Source organism: Chloracidobacterium sp. (assembly GCA_016716305.1).
Classification (GTDB): Bacteria; Acidobacteriota; Blastocatellia; order Pyrinomonadales; family Pyrinomonadaceae; genus OLB17.
The window spans coordinates 2,382,126-2,398,941 of sequence record JADJWP010000002.1; the positions used below are offsets into that span (position 1 = coordinate 2,382,126).

Consider the following 16,816-nt stretch of genomic DNA (forward strand, 5'->3'; position numbering starts at 1 on the left):
CCACGGTCACTTCTTTGCGATCTCCTGAACGATCAGCTGTTGTATCAGCGGGGGGTTTTCCGGGCTGAGTGTGAAATAGACCAGGATGTCGATATTTTCGCCCTCAATCACGAACGTTCCCCGCAGTTGGTTTTGAGCGGCCATTCCCTTTACCGATAAGATCTTCCCCGCTTTTGCCCAGAGTTCCGCATGTTCTTTCTTCAGTTTGCCGATCGGGTTGTCCGGAAAGAAATTCTCGGCAAAGATGCCGCTCGATTCCGCTTTTTCCCAACTCGGAAGGAGCTTTAACAGTTCCGCTTTTCGCTTTTCCAGGATCGCCGAAACAGGCAGTTGTCGTGGTTTCAGTCCGGCATCCCTGATGATCATGTCAAGGATCTCGAGGTTGATATTCCCAAGGCCCGCATATGTCACGTTTCCGAACGCAACGATCCCGATCCCATATTCCGGCATCACTCGCCAGTGACTCCCGAACCCCGGCAAGCCGCCGCCATGTCCGATATAAACCCGGCCCTCGCAATCTCTCTGCCAGCTGAGCCCGTAGCCGTACGCGGTCACCGAGGCGCAAACACGTCCGCCCGGATATGTGAATCGTGGATTCATCCCGCTGAATCGCCAGGGGTGTTGCATCTCGCGCAATGAGTCGCGTTTCACCGGGCCATTGTCCGCGGCGTTCGAAGGCGGCGACGCAGACAAATGAAGGGCCATATACCTGCTGAACTCATCGATCGACGAGATCATGCTTCCCATTGCACCCCATGAACCGTCGGCCTTGTCATGAAGCAATTGCTCTTCGATCCATTTGTCGTCAAGCCAGCGATAGCCATGTGCGAGTTTGTCGGGTGGTATGTTCGCGAACTCCCATTCTGACGTATTCATTCTCAACGGCCGCCAAATATTGTCGCGGACGTATTGTTGATACGGCTTGCCCGAGACCTGAGTAATTATCCGTCCCAAAAGGGCAAAGCCCAGATTTGCATATTCGTACGCGGTGCCGGGCGGGTTTGAAAAGGCGATCTGGCTCTCTATCAGTTGCGAGAGTTCTTTATTCGAATCCGACAACTGTCGGTCGCCCCACGGATTATCTTCAGGAAATCCCGCTCCGTGTGTTAGAAGCTGCCGTATTGTGATATGTGTCGAGTCGGCTGTCGGATATTTCAGCTTTTTCATCTCCGGCACGTAAAGATAAGCCGGATCGTCGAGCCCAAGCTTGCCGTCGTCTCGAAGCTTCAGAATTGCCATCGCTGTAAAACTCTTGCTCATCGACGCGATCCGAAACAACGATGCCGACGTTACTGGCGTCTTTTTCTCTAAGTTCGTAAAGCCGTCACTGCCGGCAAATTCGAGCTTTCCGTCAACGACTATGCCAAAGGCGATGCCGGGAAAGTGGTTCCTTGCGGCGTACTCCTTGTAGATCTTTTCGATCGCAGGAAACAATCGCTTTATTTTTTCCAGCCTTGCCGGATCGGTAAATTCTGCCGGCTTATAAGCCGTATCGAACAACGGTGGTTCAGCCCGCCTTCCCTGAGCTGAGGCCGCAATGCCAACAACAAGCAACATGAGAATCGAAACAACATACCGCATATGAACACTCCCAGAGATACCCAAGGTCGTTAGCAACGACCGACACATAAATATCGAATTTCAGTTCGCTACAGATGACACCTACTTTAGTCGAAGTTGGTCGGGAAACGCTAATTCGACCGTTGTGGTAGACAAGCCCGCTTTCAGATTGCGATGGGCCTAATTTGACCACGCTCTTAGCCCTCGGATCATGGCAAAGAAAGGGGCTCTGAATGCCGGTTGCACGAAGCAGGGAACAGCCGTTGTCCGAAGGCGGTTCTTTCATAACTCGCTCCCTGGGAAAACACCCGTAGTTGCCTTATGTGATCGAATTTATTAACGACGAATGATTTGCTTCAGAGAAAACAAAATTTGAACTGTAGGTTGCGTCCGTGATATAATATTTCACAGACGGGCCGAAGTGACTGGCCGCGGTCTTTGATATTAGGTGTGAATCGTGCGATCAGCCGCCGTTGCCGAAGAGACAAAAGATGCAAAGTGTTACTCGTCTGATAATGCGCCTTGTAGAAATGGTTTCACTAAATGAGACGAATATAGTTGGTATCTTATTGCAAGGCTTCATGTTGAGCCACCTCAATGGGTATTCTAATGTGAGACGGCAGCTTCGGCCAAAAAGCGTAAACTCCTTGGCGTTGTTTGAATCGAGGCCCAGATCGACCGACATTGTTTCAATCGAGTGCCAGGCGGGATGGTTGGTCTACCTTACCGATTTCTCTCCTGGCCGGTATCTGACGATCGCCTGAGCGTCCACATCTGCTTTTGTAAAGGCGACGCGTTTCAGTTCGCCCTTTGCGAACATTTCGGCCTGGTCGTCGTGATAAGGCGACGAAGGTAAACGGCCCTGTCCATATGCAAGAACGGAATATGCCTTCGGCACGACGTCGAATTCGACCGCGAGAACCCAACAGTCGCCGCCTACTGCCGCAAACTTGCCGTCTTTATCGCGTTCGAACGTCATGATCCTGAAGCAACCCAGGTCATTGCCGCAACCCCCTACGGGCATGTCGACCTTGCCTCTACGGACTCGGTGGACATCGCCCCATTCAACGTCGAAACTGCCATAGCGTTTCTTGACCTCATCGACCGCCCAGGCGAAGGATTCGGCCGCTCGTTTCGGATCGGCCAACCCGCGAGGGGTTGTAAGCGGATCATCAGCCGTCCAGACGTTTGCGTAACGCTTGTCGTCCGGCAGTGCCTGACGAATTTCGCCATGAATGCCTGAGTAATGCCGCCACCATTCCTGGAAGACAACAGAACCCCGGCTCGCAGGCGAGGTTGTGTTGTCCCAACGTTCAATAAGGGAAAGAGATGCGGCAACGTCACCGGACGGAGCTGTTGCCCTGACCGCTGCGATCAGGTCGTCTTTGACGCGGTCGGCGAGAAGTGTCCGGTAACTGTGCTTGAGTCGGACAATATCCTCAAGGCTGAATTTCTCGTCACCGCCGATCAACTGAATGGCGAGTTGACTTCGGAGTGACAGACGAGGCTCTTCAAAATTAGGATATGCGTTCCGAGTAACTATCGGCATTCGAACATTGGTGTAGTGGTGCGAACTGTTCTCGTTATGAACGTAACCGCACGGCGGGTTCAGCACCTGCGGCAAAGCGTCGAAGGGAACATAATTGATCCATACATCCTTAATGCCTCGGGCAGCCACGGCCGTTAGTTCATCTACCGGAGGATGCGGCAGAAGAGGAAGAGCGGCGTTCGATAGATAGTAGATGTTTCCCGCACGGTCGGCGAAGGTAAAATTTGAGGTGACTCGCGCACGCATTTTCATCGCCGCTTTCCACTCGTTGAATGTCCGTGCGCGCATCATTCTTAGAAACTGCTCACCGGCACGGATCTCACCGTCGCCAGCGTATTTGAAAACGTAGATCTTGCCATCGGCCCGCTTGATCACCGGACCGAGAGCCGTTGTCCAAAACTCACGGGTCTCGGTAAGGGTGCTGCCACCGCTGCGAAACGGTATGGTGATCAGTTCACGCTTGATCGGAACTGATCTGCCGTCGAACAGGTAATGATCGGGCCTTTTCGGATCAGCATCCAGCTCATAGATCTCGTCGAGATCCTGCGCATTGTTGGTGGTAGAGAATCCGAGGTTGCGGTTGAAACCGCCGATGACGGCAAATGGACCGCCGATACGGAAATCACCGTAGAAATCGATAACGCCCGGCACGGTCAAATGAGCCTCGTAATATCCGGCGGTCCAACGCAGATGAGGGTTGCGAAGAAGGATCGTGTTGCCCGATCTGGTGCGGCTTGGGGCGAGGGCCCAAGCGTTCGAACCGTCGTCCGGGGTTTCACCCTCATCGTCCATCGCTGCCGGATCTTCGTCTGAACGACCGGACCGCCGATTTAGAAAGTTGCGAATTTTCTGGGGCGAAGGCTGGATAAGTTCGGTAGCAAGTACGTCGAAGCCGACAAAATCGCTTGGCATGCCGATCGGAAATTCGCTGCGATGGAGGTCGATAAAACGATTGACGCCTGCTGCAAATCCCTCGTAAACGTCACGTACGTTCTTCGAAAGGAACGGATATTTTGGCAAGGCTTTTGATCGCTGCCTGAGTATGTTGAAGTCGGAATCGATCCGCTCGTAACCGACGACCGAAGCTTGTCTTCCGCTTGCTTCAAGCACTCGCAGTCCCGTCAGATTTCCGTGATCCTCCAACTGAAGCCACGCGAGCGCGAATCCCGCGGCGAATAGATCTTTCGCACGGATGTGCGGTACACCTTTTTCGGTGCGGATGACCTCCATCCGCTGCCAAGGTTGTGATCCGACGGTTATTTGAGCTTTAGCTTCTACGTTCGAAACAAATATTGGAATAATAAGCAAAAATATGAGCTTCATCTTTATTTCGATTGTGCCAGCGAAGGGTGAACGGGATTGAAAGAACTATATCATCGAAAACGACAGGCAGTAAATCGACAGATTTTAAGCAAAAAGCCTCCCGTTTCCGAGAGGCCGTTTGACTTGAATCAAGTCGATACTTAGGCATTCACGCCAACTAAACGTGGGTTGGCCTTTTTCTTCAAGAGCTTCCGCAGTTTCAAACGGGCCTTGTGAAGTTGGGACTTCGACGTCCCCACCGAACATCCAAGGATTCTGGCCACTTCCTCGTGCTCAAAACCTTCGACGTCATGCAAGACAAACACGTTCTTGTAGCCGGTCGGGAGCTGTTCGATCGCGTTTTCAAGGGCGATCTTGTCAACGACCCTCATTCTCTCAGGATCGGCCGTTCCATTCACAACCTGATCGGGTGTTTCTCCTTCGTCGGTAACCTTTTCGTACTTAACATTCCGTTTCCGGAAATGCATGAGTACTTGGTTCACTGTCATGCGATGCAGCCAGGTGGTGAATGCCGAGTCACCTCGAAAACTGCCGATCTTGCGATACAGCTGGATAAAGACGTCCTGAGTTATATCTTCCGCCTCATAAGCGTTCTGGAGCATCCGTAAACAGATCGAATAGACGCGGCGGTGATGGCGCTGATAAATCTCTTCAAAAGCGACCATATCGCCCATTGCCGCCTTTTGCGTCAGCTGAAAGTCAGTACTGGCAACGGTGTTAGCAATCTCAGAACCGGAGCCGCTCGGAACCGTTTCACTCTGCCAAACCGGAAAGTTTAATGTTTCTGTTGTCATCTGCTCGTAACCCCCGCCATAGATGGAGTCAAAAAGCGTGCCAAACGATTGTTTTTCGAAAAATCCTGCCAGATCATTGAATTTTCTTTGTGTTTTTCTAGGCATATCTTTCTATTCGGCGAACATCTCACTCAAGATTCATCTCGATGCGTGTAGTCTTTAGAGCATTTCATGCACGATTTGGTGTGCACAATATCTTCGAGCGCATTGTCGTCGAAACGGCCCAAATGTTAAGATTCTTATTCCATTCATTGCCAAGATTATTTCGTGGTTTTTGATGGATCGATACATGTCATTCATTCGACAGTTCACGTCTTCTCTGATCCTTTTGTTGGCGCTTGGGTCGCAATTATTTGCACACGCTGGAACTACACCAAATACGAAGATTCAGGAGATCGACGAATTTGATGGCGTTCCTATTCTCTTGAAGCACTTGCCAAGGTGGGAACAGGTGCGCGAGAAAGCGGTCTTTACGACGTCAGTCGAAGGCCTTGTATCGTTCTTTGGTGAACAACCGATCTTTCAGCGGATGGATTTTATTCCTGGTACTGAAGCGGTCGCGGCTCAATATGATGAAGGAAAATTATTGATCATCGAGTATTCGACGCCGCAGGCCGCAACGCTAGCTGACGAGGCATTTCGGTCGCACCTCGCCGAAGAGCCCGAAACCCCGCCGTTGATGTATCGCAGGATCGGAAATTATAGTGTTTTCATCTTCGAATCGACTGAACCGGAAGCTGCGCAAAAGCTTATATCCGAAGTCAGTTATGGGAAAACGGTCCAATGGCTTGGTGAGGATCCGTTTCTTGTTCAAAAATTCGAGCGGTATTTTGCTTTGACGGCACGCGATGTGGTTGTGTCAACCATTTTATGGATGTTCATTGGTGGCATCTCGGCTGTATCAATAGGCGTGCTTGCTGGCTTGATGTTCTTCAGGGTTCGTGAGAACAAGCGAAAAATAAGACGACGTTACTCAGACGCTGGCGGATTGACTCGACTAAATCTGGACGACCTGTCCGAACCATGGCCCTCTGACTAAGGTAAGGCCGAAATTAGAGCATCGATATCTTCGCGAATATTGTAAAAATGCGGGGCGATTCTTAACCGGTCGCCACGGGCGCTCACAATAACATTTTCAGACCGAAGTCTTTCAAAAATGTCTGCCGAGTCTATACCACCGCAGTGTTTTAGGCACACGATTGCGGACCTCTCATTTGCGATTCGGGAACTGATGATCTCGTAGTTCTTCGATGAAAGAAGCTCACACAAGTAATCTGAAAGTCCGTATAAGTAGTTTTCGATCTTGCAAAGTCCTGTTTCATTCAATAATTTCAAGCTTTGTTCCAGCCCATAAAAAAGCGACGAAGGTCCAGTTCCGCTCTCCCACGCAAGAGCGTTTGGCTTGACTGGCTGTTCCGTATTGTCAAAGTCCCAAGGTGTCTCAACACTTATCCAACCGATTGAGGTTGGTTCGATGCGTTCACGGGCACGATCAGAAATAAAAAGTATGCCGCAGCCCTCGGGCGAACAAAGCCATTTGTGGCTGGCTCCCGACGCGATATCTACAAATTGCGCAGGAAGATCAAACCCCATTGCCCCAAATCCTTGAATAACGTCAACCGCGAATAAGGCATCGACGCCGCGGGCAGCCCGCCCAACTCGCTCAAGGTCTGCCTTAAAACCTGATCCATATTGGACTGCACTTAATGCGACCAACTGCGTCTTTGAATCAATCATCTCGATCAGTTCTTGCAGATCGATACGCCCATCGCGTTCGGGACACAGCCGTAGTTCGACACCCAGCCGGTCACGGATCATTCGCCACGGATAGAAGTTTGCTGGGAACTCACGCTCAAAACTAACGATATTTGCATCAGGATTCCAGGAGATCCCGTTCGCGACGGAAGCAAATCCGTCGGAAGTATTTCGCATAAACGCGATCTGCTCAGGTCTCACTCCCAGCATTTCCGCAACAATGTTTCGTACACGTGTTTTTGTTGCAATCCATTCCGAATAATGTTCGGAGCCGTGTGATGCAACGTCACGCAACTGTGAAACGACGGCATCGATCGCAGTAATCGGCATTGGCGACACCGCTGCGCTATTCAAATACGTTTGTTCGGTTGCTGCGGGAAATAGAGAGCGAATCGACGGGTTCATTTCACGATTACCTAATCAGATGTCGAGTGCACTGCAATCTTAGCACGACTCGCGATCGTCGCAAGGTTGCGAATCGATTCCAGAAATTCTTTGACAAACCTTGTAGCGAAAGCTACTTTCTAGTTTGGAGCATTGCGGCCCAGACTAATGGCGCCAAATTTGACTTGGATCAATTGCCAACAATGGAATTCAAAAGGAAAGGCCAAATCGCGTTCGGAAGAATCTCTCCTGAAGATGATGGCGATATTGTCGTGGTGGAAATGCGCCGTGAGTCGCGAAACGGACTCTGGAATGAAAGCCTCCGCTTGGTTCGTGACGTTTTCCTTATCCTCGTCGTTTTTGTCTTGTTTGGGGTTTTTGCAGTCCAACCGGTCGTCGTCGAAGGAACATCGATGCTGCCTCAATTAAACGACGGTGAGCGTTTGCTGGTCAACAAACTCGTGTATTACAAGATCCAAAGTGTCAGATGGGGGCACCTGGAACGCGGTGACATTGTTGTCTTTTGGTACCCTAAAGAACCTGACAAGAGCTATGTGAAGCGAATTATTGGCTTGCCCGGCGAGACAGTTGAGGTTCGAAGTGGACGCGTCTTCATCAATGACGTTGAACTTAAGGAAGACTATCTCGATATCGAACATAACCAATCGATGCCAAGTTGGCCGGCCCGAAAAGTCGAAGCTCATCATTATTTTGTAATGGGCGACAACCGTGACAACTCTTCTGATTCGCGATATTGGGGCTTAGTGCCTGAAAAATACATTTATGGAAAGGCCTTTTTTCGCTATTGGAAGCCCGGCAAAATGGGTTTTTTGGAACACGGGGAATATCAGGAATTGAAACCAGACTCTAACGACCTTCCAAATGCAGCGCGTCGTTAGAGTTTCGCTTTCAATTGAATTAGCAAATCAGACGTTTTGGTCACACACCTCTGACTCGCCAATCTCTCGGTTTTTGTTTTTCGTCCTCTCGCATAGTCAATTGCGTTGAGATAATATCGATATCCGATGACTTTTGCTGCAGACGCGATTCTAGTTCTTGAGGACGGTCGAACATTTCATGGCCGGTCTTTCGGTGCCATCGGCGAGACCTTTGGTGAAATGGTTTTTAACACGTCCATGACCGGTTATCAGGAGATCTTGACTGATCCGAGTTACGCTGGTCAGATCATTTGTATGACCTATCCACTGATAGGAAACTACGGGGTAAACCAAGACGATGTAGAATCACGCAGGCCATGGGCGGAGGGGTTTGTTGTTCGCGAATCGAGCAGGATCCGATCGAATTGGCGTTCGACACGGTCACTACCGGACTATCTCTCAGAAAACCACATCGTTGGGATCGAACACGTCGACACACGTGCTCTGGTACGCCACATTCGCAACAAGGGAGCGATGCGAGCCGGCATTTCTTCGGTTGATCTTGAACCCGAAAGCCTCCTCAAGAAAGTTCTCGAGTCGCCGGACATGAAGAAGCGTGAACTTGCTTGTGTTGTGACAATCGAGGATACGTTCGAATACCCGTCGCTGGATGAAGCCCGATTCCATATTGTGGCGTTTGATTTTGGTGTGAAAACAAACAGCCTGCGTGAGTTCTCCAAATTCGGGTGTCGCGTCACAGTCGTGCCGGCAACTACCACGGCAGAAAGTTTGCTCTCACTTAAGCCCGATGGGATCTTCCTATCAAACGGACCGGGCGATCCATCTGCTATGACGACAATAGTTTCCGAGATCAAGAAGTTGATCAGATCAAATGTACCAATTTTCGGAATTTGCCTGGGTCACCAACTGATCGGCGAAGCATTCGGAGCCAAGACGTTCAAGATGAAATTCGGCCATCGCGGCGGCAATCAACCGATCAAATATCTGAAGACCGGAAAGGTCGAGATAACTTCGCACAACCACGGGTTTGCGGTTGATCCCGACTCCCTCCCTTCAGATGTCGAGGTCACCCATATCAATCTGAACGACAATACCGTTGCCGGCCTGCGGCACAAGACCTTACCGGTCTTCTCGGTCCAATTTCACCCGGAATCAGCCCCGGGCCCGCATGATTCGGAATATCTTTTCGCGCAGTTTCTGGAGATGTTGGAGAAAAAGGAAGATTAATGAAGATCGAACGTGTTCACCCTCTGGATACGCCCAAAACGTGCTCTCTGGTTGAACTAAGGTTCGAGATCGTTGACGAGAGTGACCGGGAGGCGATAGATCAACCGTTAGAGGACTGCCTCCACCCGAATGGTAAGTTCGTTGGGATGAGCAACCCCAAAATGGTGGAGAAAATCGATGGGCATTCTTCTCTTATTTCCTCGATCCGTCTAGACCTTTATAATCGAGAAATGGCTCGGTAGTATTACCGGAAGAAAACCCCACTACCAAGCCATCTTTCATCTATATCTTACGAAAGGCCGTAGTCAGCCTACTGCCCGATGCCGTAAATATACGGAGCGATGATCAACGAAACGATCGACATCAACTTGATCAGAATGTTCATCGAGGGGCCGGAAGTGTCCTTGAATGGGTCGCCGACGGTGTCACCGGTGACTGAGGCTTTGTGCGGCTCACTCTTCTTGTAGAACATCTCGCCGTTAATTTCGACTCCCTTCTCGAAGGACTTCTTAGCATTATCCCATGCACCGCCAGCATTGTTTTGGAACATACCCATAAGTACTCCTGAAACAGTCACGCCCGCGAGCAACCCGCCAAGAACTTCAGGGCCAAACGTGAACCCTACAATCACAGGCGTTACGAGCGCAATGGCTCCCGGCATCAACATTTCGCGGATCGAAGCCTTGGTCGAGATTTCCACACATTTCTCATATTCCGGCTGTGCCTTATATTCCATAATTCCCGGAATGTCGCGAAACTGACGACGGACTTCCTGAACCATGTCCATTGCTGCTTTGCCAACGGCCTGGATACACAACGCCGAAAAGATGAACGGTATCATTCCGCCAACGAAGAGACCGGCAAGCACATTTGCTTTGTAAATATCGATGCGGTCGATGCCTGCGATCCCAACAAAGGCAGCGAATAGAGCAAGTGCTGTTAGGGCCGCTGACGCTATCGCGAATCCCTTCCCGGTTGCTGCAGTTGTGTTGCCAACAGCGTCCAGGATGTCGGTGCGTTCACGGACCTCGGCGGGGAGTTGGCTCATTTCCGCAATGCCGCCGGCATTGTCGGCTATCGGGCCAAAGGCGTCGATGGCGAGCTGCATTGCGGTCGTGGACATCATACCCGCGGCCGCGATGGCAACGCCATACAGCCCTGCGAAATAGTATGAGGTAATGATACCGCCGGCGAGGGTCAGGATCGGGATAACGGTCGACTTCATCCCTACCGATAGTCCGGCTATGATGTTCGTGGCATGACCTGTCGACGATTGCCGCACGATCGACATCACTGGCTTTTTGCCCATCGCGGTGTAATATTCGGTGACGTAGCTCATGATCGCACCGACCACCGTCCCGACGACGATCGCGTAGAACACATCCATTTTGTCGAACGAATTCGACCTAAGCGTGATCTGGCCTTCCGGCAGCAGCCACATTACCGCAAAATAGGCGGCGATCACCGTCAGCACGATCGATGACCAATTGCCGAGGTTGAGTGCGTTCTGAACATTCCCCTTGTCATCACTGATGCGAACGAAAAATGTCCCGACTATCGAGAAGATCAGCCCGAGGCCGCAGATGACCATCGGCAGCAGGATAGGCGACATGCCGCCGAACGCGTCGCGGACGAGTATCTCCTGACCCAGGACCATCGTTGCGAGGATCGTTGCGACATACGATCCGAAAAGGTCGGCGCCCATGCCCGCCACATCGCCGACGTTATCGCCGACGTTATCGGCGATCGTTGCCGGGTTACGGACGTCGTCTTCCGGAATTCCGGCTTCGACCTTGCCGACGAGGTCGGCCCCGACGTCAGCTGCCTTGGTGTAAATACCGCCGCCGACGCGTGAGAATAGTGCGATCGATTCGGCACCGAGCGAGAAGCCGGTCAAAACCTCGATCGCGGTCCTCACCTGGTTCGCACCGAGATCCGAGAATGTCGCAAGAAAAACGATGAACAATCCGCCGAGGCCGAAGACCGCAAGGCTTGCAACCCCGAGGCCCATCACGGTTCCGCCGGTGAATGAGACCTTCAATGCCTGCCTCAGGCTTGTGCGTGCGGCCTGTGTCGTCCGAACGTTGGCCTTGGTGGCGACGCGCATGCCGATGTAGCCGGCCGTCGCCGAAAAAACGGCTCCGATGATAAAGGCGACGGCGATCAGCCAATGGGAGTGTATCTGCCGCCCATTGACCTCATGGATGGTTCCCGAATAGGCCAGCAATGCGGCGGTGATGACGACAAAGATGCTGAGGACGCGCCATTCGGCTTTCAGAAACGCCATCGCGCCGTCTGCAATATGCTTGGCAAGGTCCTGCATATTCTGGTCGCCGGCGTCCTGCTTGCCGACCCAGGCGGATTTATACGCCATCACCAGCAATCCGATGACCCCGAAAGCGGGCACTAAATAGATCACGTAATCGTTCATATTGTTTTGTTGCGGACGGCCTGCAGAGAGATATCGGCGAAAGAGCCTTACTTCCTTCGGGTCGAACCGCCTTGATCAAAATGTCTTATGGATTCGAATAAACTCCGTTGAATATCAAAACTAATGATTATCGAACAAACGCCGCCTTTTAACAAACGTCGCGAGCGAAATTTCGGCGGTCAACACGGCGCCATTCGGCACCCGGCCGCGATATCCGGCAGGCGCGGGCGTAATGCTCAGCGGCAGCCGGAGCGTGACGGGCTCGATGCGGAGTTGGGCGGGAATCGAAAGATAAAGGCAGGATAAACGGGCCGGAAAAACGCGAACATTTACAAACCGGACGGATCGGCCAAAGCCGCCGGGCCGCCAATCGAGGCGGTGGGGGCGCTTCTTGCAGGGAGCAAGAAAATGCTTGACGCAAACCCAACGACCGTGTTATCAATGAAACATCCGTGCGAGAATGGCACGCGAAAGATGATGCAGCTTGACAGACAATGCGAGAAATTCATGGGCGGGCCGACGCTTGCCTACACCGAGCGGGTCCACGTGACGATCAGCCCGAAGGGCGCGATCTTCCTGAACCAAAAGGCACACAAGATGATGGGCCGCCCGCTCGCCGTCTATCTTTATTACAACCGGCCAAAGGACACGATAATCCTCGAACCGACCGACGCGATCACGGCGAATGCCGCGTTTCTCGTTCGCGACGACGGCCTCTCGACCGGCAGGCGGATCTATGCAAACCCTTTCTGTAAACATTTCGGCATCCGGATCAGCAAGACCCAGCGCTTCATCGAGCCGACCGTCGATGCCGTCTCTCGAATGTACCTGAAACTCTCCGAGACCGTCTCGGTCGCCACCGGCCCGCGAAAGAAAAAGTATCAAAAGTAAGATTTAAGGCGTGACATTATAGTACCGTATACAGTACCATTCTTTTTAGGCGGATTGCATAGACATAAATATGACAATTTCCGAAATTATCGCGGAGCTTGAGGTTCAAAAGGCCAGTACGAGGTTCTCCAAACTAATGCGAATATGCGAAGAGTTTTTCGGAAAGCCAAGAATGAAGGGCAGCCATCATATTTTCAAGATGCCCTGGCCGGGCGATCCGAGATTGAATATTCAATCCGACAAGGGCAAGGCGAAACCTTATCAGGTTGAACAGGTCATCGCGGCGTTAAATAAACTGGACAGAGAGAGTTGAGGTAGTAAGTATGACAAGGGCAAAAGCATTAAGATCTAACAATAAAGCGGAAGAATATAGCTATACAGTTGCGTGGTCTGAGGAAGACGATGCCTTTATTGGGTGGGTGGCCGAGTTTCCGTCTCTTGCGGCGCACGGCGGCACGCAGGAAAAGGCATTGCGCGAGATCCGCAGCGTCGTCGGATTTGTGATCGAAGACCTGATCGCCGAGAATGAACCGATCCCCGAACCGCTTGGCCGCCGCAGCTACAGCGGAAAGCTAAATGTGCGAATGTCAAAAGAGCTCCATCGCCGCCTCGCGCTCGAATCCTCTGTCCAGGGCGTTTCGCTCAACACTTTGATCAACACAAAACTTGCCCGTTCGTAGGCTCTCTGTCGGCCAAATGTATCTGATACTCTCCGAGACCGTCTCGGTCGCCACCGGCCCGCGAAAAAAAGGTCAGAACCGTGAGCGATAGCGACTTGGTTCTTTGGTCCGAAGCGAAAACCATCATTTTAAGAAGCGCAATTGCTACGAAAGTGCGATCGCAGCGAGCAGCACTACGTGGGCAAACATATGAGCGATGACGGCGGATTCGAGGCCGCGTTTCCAATATAGAAAGCCTGCAGCAATGCCGAATATCGAGTTTGCAGTGATGACATAGATAGTCAATGCTGCGGTCAGGCCGCCGCTCAATGCAGAGGCGATCGGCAAATGCCCGGCTCCGAACAAGATCGCCGAAGCCACGATAGAGACAACGAACCAGACGGAGCTCGGCGAACCCTTACCTCGGTCGAAGGCCTTCCAAAGAGCACAGACAATCAGCGTCATCATGCCCCATCGAAGCAATATCTCTTCCGTGACGCCGCCGTATAGAAAACGCGTGATCGGCGGCATCATTTTGTTGAATGCGTCAGCACGAGCGATAAATTCGTCGGACAGGAACGGAGTTGCCAACAGCCAGCACGTGGTTATCGCCATACCTGCCAAGATTCCCCCAAAAATGCCGGGAATGATCTGCGGCCGCAGTGCGGGAAAAAATGGCCTTCGCTCTGCAAGAGCTTCTGTGGCAGGCGCATGCAAACCTGCCTTTGGCGCAAGCCACATCCCGGCCAACACTGCCAGCGTCACCAATACACCCGGTTGGATAACGGCCAGCAGCCTGATCACGCTCATCGGGATGTCAGGCTGCGACATACCTTCAGCTTCCGGAAGCATCTTTATCAATGCCGAAATATCGACAAGCAAAAACGACAGAACGCCCGTAAAGCCTGCAATCCAAAGTAAAAGAAAAAGACGAAGTCTTGGAGACATTAGCTTTGCCTGAATTCAGTATACATCCCCCGTCGTACGTTCAGTTATTGCCATCAGAATTCATTTTGGGTTTTTTTGATCGACAAAAATGCGGTTCGGCAAAGCATCCATTTCCCTTTGCCGGCATCTCAAAACAAAGAAGCCAAGAATCTGAATGATCGTTAGCTAGAAAGATATAAAAACGAAACGAGGTGATCCTATGAAAGGCACGGGAAGTTTCAGCCTTACGGTGGTAGTGTGTCTATGCATCGCAGTTGTATCAGCTTTCGCCCAGACGGCGTATCGCGTATCGGCTCCTTACACGTATGAGAATCTCACGATATTTCTCATCCACGGAGCTGACACGAGCAGCAACAAGAATCTGATCACGCTGCAAGAAGCGATGGAGATGAAAGTATTCAAGGTCTATGAAACTGATGACGTTAACGAGCTGATCGTTGAGAATATCTCGCCGATATACGACGTTTTTATCCAATCCGGCGATATCGTCAAAGGTGGCAAGCAGGATCGTGTGCTCGCGATCAGCATAATCGTTCCGCGAAATTCGGGCAGAGTCTCTATCGAAGCTTTTTGCGTCGAAGCCGAAAGATGGGAGGGCCGCGGCAACGAAAGTAAGAAGGAATTTTCCTCGTCCGAAGAGCGCATTGTTTCAAGGGAATTGAAGATCGCTACACAGGGAAAGGTAGGCGATCCCGGATCAGGAAGCGGCACAGGTTCCGGCGATGGCCAAGGCTCGGCAACAGGATCAGGATCGGCTGGTGCACCGGGTCCTGCACCGGTGTCCGGCGCTGTTAGAGGTACATCAACGGCTTCGGAGGTTGTTACCGTCGCAGGACGAGGTGATCAGACTGCTGTTTGGAATGAGGTTGCGAACTCGCAAAAGAATCTTTCGGTCAATGTAACGGCGGATATTACCGTAAATGCCTCTTCGTCAAGTCTCCAGCTTGCGCTCGAGAACAAGAAGCTAAAAAAGGCGACGGAAGTGTTTGTTAAGAAGTTTGACGGCCTTGCAAAAGGCAAGAGCGACGTCATCGGCTATGCATTCGCGATAAATGGAAAAATAAACAGCGCCGATATTTACGTCTCGAATCACCTATTTGCGAAACTATGGCCAAAGATGCTGAAAGCCGCCGTTACCGAAGCGATCTCGCTCGCCGACAAGCCAAAAGCAGAAACCGAACCGACCGCCAGCGATATCAGCACATTTATCGCCGAAGCCGACAAAGGAACCAGGAAAGAACGACAGACCGTCGCTAAGTCAAAGGTCGTCACCAGGGCCTCAAAGAACGAGGCCGTGTACGAAGCCCGCGACAAATCCGGCCTCGTCGTCCATCGCAATTATGTGAACTTGAATTGATCCGGCAGTTGGTCTCGTGTTGTGCACAATGCTCCAGATTTCTACTTATGGCAATGCACAAGCTGCCAAACTTGGGTCAAACTCCGGCGCGAAGTTCACAGCGATTTTGAACGGCAGCACGTCAGGTGTTCAAGCGGCCAACTGCTAAGAATACTTTGCTCATTCGGTCACAAGACCAAAGTCTCCTTTGCACCTATCCGATCCGCCAAGTAGATGCCGAACCTCGATACGCTGCGCCAAACGGCGGGACCTGCATTTCTACCGCGCTATTGCAGAAGATCTTCATTTGCCCGATACTGCTTCGATATATGGGTTTAGACATTTATGTTGGATCGTACACTCGGTACTTCACCGGAAATTGGGAGAACATCGTACAGCAACGCGGACGAGAGGAAGGCTGGGACGTTCAGATCATACGGCCAGATGATGATGATGACGATGACGCAATTACCGACCCGGAAGATGTGCGCTCAGCGGTTCTCGATTGGCGACGCGAAATCGAAACAGGCCTCGGCAACGATCTGAAAGAGCCGCTTGATTGGGACGAATCGGACGACGCACCCTATTTCACTGATAAACCGGCGTGGGATGGTTATGGATCGCTCCTGCTTTGGGCGGCGTACTCAGAGCATCCTGAACTGAAACGACCGGTGGCATCGACCGAAGATTGGTACTCTGATCCCGCGTTTCAAAAAAGCGTTGAGCCCGACTTCAGAACGAGCTTCCCCTCCCTCCTAAGGGACGTTGAAGCTTGGCTTCCGGCGCAATTCATGTTCAATTTCAAAGCAGCGGACCTCTCGGGTAAAGAAATGCACTTCGGTTCCGCGTATTCGCTTCGCGACGAACTCTACCACTTGAACAAGACAACGTGGGATGCGACAGAGGAAACACTTACGATTTGGCGGCGCGAGGGGGCCGAACATCTTGCACCACTGGAAACTCTTGCTCGCTGTGCCTTTGGGATGTTTTGGCAACTAGTAAATGATGCCATAGAACACCGACTTATCATGAAGCTCGATTATTGAGGAGTGCTCAGATC

The 16,816-nt window shown here is 51.6% G+C and carries 15 protein-coding genes; 9 read left to right on the plus strand and 6 right to left on the minus strand.

Annotated features, from left to right (window positions below):
• Positions 1-6: 6 nt before the first annotated feature.
• The 3 genes from IPM28_12810 to IPM28_12820 form a co-directional block, all read right to left on the minus strand.
• Positions 7-1,581: a serine hydrolase gene (locus tag IPM28_12810; GenBank protein MBK9173861.1), complete on the minus strand. Its 1,575-nt coding sequence runs from the start codon at positions 1,579-1,581 to the stop codon at positions 7-9.
• A gap of 697 nt (positions 1,582-2,278) precedes the next feature.
• The gene (locus IPM28_12815) at positions 2,279-4,432 is read right to left on the minus strand and encodes a penicillin acylase family protein (protein ID MBK9173862.1); all 2,154 of its coding nucleotides are present in this window, start codon (positions 4,430-4,432) and stop codon (positions 2,279-2,281) included.
• A gap of 140 nt (positions 4,433-4,572) precedes the next feature.
• Complete coding sequence (locus IPM28_12820; GenBank protein ID MBK9173863.1) at positions 4,573-5,226, minus strand: RNA polymerase sigma factor; 654 nt, start codon at positions 5,224-5,226, stop codon at positions 4,573-4,575.
• Positions 5,227-5,515: 289 nt separating this feature from the next.
• Here IPM28_12820 and IPM28_12825 point away from each other — a divergent pair, with 289 nt between their 5' ends.
• A complete protein-coding gene (locus IPM28_12825) occupies positions 5,516-6,265 on the plus strand; it encodes a hypothetical protein (protein MBK9173864.1) in 750 nt (249 codons plus the stop codon).
• On the opposite strand, the gene IPM28_12830 is transcribed toward IPM28_12825, so the two are convergent.
• Positions 6,262-7,386 carry an aminotransferase class V-fold PLP-dependent enzyme gene (locus IPM28_12830; protein MBK9173865.1) on the minus strand — a complete coding sequence of 375 codons (1,125 nt, stop codon included), beginning with the start codon at positions 7,384-7,386 and terminating at the stop codon, positions 6,262-6,264. The genes IPM28_12825 and IPM28_12830 overlap by 4 nt on opposite strands.
• Before the next feature lie 182 nt (positions 7,387-7,568).
• On the opposite strand from IPM28_12830, the gene lepB reads away from it, so the two are divergent.
• Together lepB and carA are read left to right on the plus strand one after the other, a co-directional pair.
• Positions 7,569-8,264, plus strand: coding sequence for a signal peptidase I (gene lepB, locus IPM28_12835; protein ID MBK9173866.1), 696 nt, complete (start codon positions 7,569-7,571; stop codon positions 8,262-8,264).
• Between the two features lie 126 nt (positions 8,265-8,390).
• A complete protein-coding gene (gene carA, locus IPM28_12840; protein MBK9173867.1) occupies positions 8,391-9,491 on the plus strand; it encodes a glutamine-hydrolyzing carbamoyl-phosphate synthase small subunit in 1,101 nt (366 codons plus the stop codon).
• Between the two features lie 310 nt (positions 9,492-9,801).
• Here carA and IPM28_12845 read toward each other — a convergent pair whose 3' ends face one another.
• Entirely contained in the window at positions 9,802-11,922 is a 2,121-nt protein-coding gene (locus tag IPM28_12845; GenBank protein ID MBK9173868.1) for a sodium-translocating pyrophosphatase, read from the minus strand.
• A gap of 123 nt (positions 11,923-12,045) precedes the next feature.
• Between IPM28_12845 and IPM28_12850 the strand changes: the two genes are divergently transcribed.
• From IPM28_12850 to IPM28_12865, 4 genes are all read left to right on the plus strand, one after another.
• A complete protein-coding gene (locus tag IPM28_12850; protein MBK9173869.1) occupies positions 12,046-12,228 on the plus strand; it encodes a hypothetical protein in 183 nt (60 codons plus the stop codon).
• A 102-nt stretch (positions 12,229-12,330) separates the two neighbouring features.
• Complete coding sequence (locus IPM28_12855) at positions 12,331-12,813, plus strand: hypothetical protein (GenBank protein ID MBK9173870.1); 483 nt, start codon at positions 12,331-12,333, stop codon at positions 12,811-12,813.
• 70 nt (positions 12,814-12,883) lie between these two features.
• Positions 12,884-13,126: a toxin HicA gene (locus tag IPM28_12860; GenBank protein MBK9173871.1), complete on the plus strand. Its 243-nt coding sequence runs from the start codon at positions 12,884-12,886 to the stop codon at positions 13,124-13,126.
• A gap of 10 nt (positions 13,127-13,136) precedes the next feature.
• Positions 13,137-13,493, plus strand: coding sequence for a type II toxin-antitoxin system HicB family antitoxin (locus IPM28_12865; GenBank protein MBK9173872.1), 357 nt, complete (start codon positions 13,137-13,139; stop codon positions 13,491-13,493).
• A gap of 144 nt (positions 13,494-13,637) precedes the next feature.
• On the opposite strand, the gene IPM28_12870 is transcribed toward IPM28_12865, so the two are convergent.
• The gene (locus IPM28_12870; GenBank protein MBK9173873.1) at positions 13,638-14,420 is read right to left on the minus strand and encodes a CPBP family intramembrane metalloprotease; all 783 of its coding nucleotides are present in this window, start codon (positions 14,418-14,420) and stop codon (positions 13,638-13,640) included.
• Positions 14,421-14,619: 199 nt separating this feature from the next.
• On the opposite strand from IPM28_12870, the gene IPM28_12875 reads away from it, so the two are divergent.
• Positions 14,620-15,777, plus strand: coding sequence for a hypothetical protein (locus IPM28_12875; protein ID MBK9173874.1), 1,158 nt, complete (start codon positions 14,620-14,622; stop codon positions 15,775-15,777).
• Positions 15,778-16,085: 308 nt separating this feature from the next.
• Positions 16,086-16,802 (plus strand): hypothetical protein, encoded by a 717-nt coding sequence (locus IPM28_12880; protein ID MBK9173875.1) that lies wholly within the window; start codon positions 16,086-16,088, stop codon positions 16,800-16,802.
• Positions 16,803-16,816: the final 14 nt, after the last annotated feature.

What these genes read in the sequence shown, in the direction of transcription:
- IPM28_12820 (MBK9173863.1), bottom strand. Translation starts at nt 5,226, where the DNA reads ATGACAACAGAAACATTAAACTTTCCGGTTTGGCAGAGTGAAACGGTT.
- IPM28_12865 (MBK9173872.1), top strand. Translation starts at nt 13,137, where the DNA reads ATGACAAGGGCAAAAGCATTAAGATCTAACAATAAAGCGGAAGAATAT.
- IPM28_12830 (MBK9173865.1), bottom strand. Translation starts at nt 7,386, where the DNA reads ATGAACCCGTCGATTCGCTCTCTATTTCCCGCAGCAACCGAACAAACG.
- IPM28_12880 (MBK9173875.1), top strand. Translation starts at nt 16,086, where the DNA reads ATGGGTTTAGACATTTATGTTGGATCGTACACTCGGTACTTCACCGGA.
- IPM28_12810 (MBK9173861.1), bottom strand. Translation starts at nt 1,581, where the DNA reads ATGCGGTATGTTGTTTCGATTCTCATGTTGCTTGTTGTTGGCATTGCG.
- IPM28_12815 (MBK9173862.1), bottom strand. Translation starts at nt 4,432, where the DNA reads ATGAAGCTCATATTTTTGCTTATTATTCCAATATTTGTTTCGAACGTA.
- IPM28_12855 (MBK9173870.1), top strand. Translation starts at nt 12,331, where the DNA reads ATGCTTGACGCAAACCCAACGACCGTGTTATCAATGAAACATCCGTGC.
- IPM28_12860 (MBK9173871.1), top strand. Translation starts at nt 12,884, where the DNA reads ATGACAATTTCCGAAATTATCGCGGAGCTTGAGGTTCAAAAGGCCAGT.
- lepB (MBK9173866.1), top strand. Translation starts at nt 7,569, where the DNA reads ATGGAATTCAAAAGGAAAGGCCAAATCGCGTTCGGAAGAATCTCTCCT.
- IPM28_12825 (MBK9173864.1), top strand. Translation starts at nt 5,516, where the DNA reads ATGTCATTCATTCGACAGTTCACGTCTTCTCTGATCCTTTTGTTGGCG.
- IPM28_12870 (MBK9173873.1), bottom strand. Translation starts at nt 14,420, where the DNA reads ATGTCTCCAAGACTTCGTCTTTTTCTTTTACTTTGGATTGCAGGCTTT.
- IPM28_12875 (MBK9173874.1), top strand. Translation starts at nt 14,620, where the DNA reads ATGAAAGGCACGGGAAGTTTCAGCCTTACGGTGGTAGTGTGTCTATGC.
- carA (MBK9173867.1), top strand. Translation starts at nt 8,391, where the DNA reads ATGACTTTTGCTGCAGACGCGATTCTAGTTCTTGAGGACGGTCGAACA.
- IPM28_12845 (MBK9173868.1), bottom strand. Translation starts at nt 11,922, where the DNA reads ATGAACGATTACGTGATCTATTTAGTGCCCGCTTTCGGGGTCATCGGA.
- IPM28_12850 (MBK9173869.1), top strand. Translation starts at nt 12,046, where the DNA reads ATGATTATCGAACAAACGCCGCCTTTTAACAAACGTCGCGAGCGAAAT.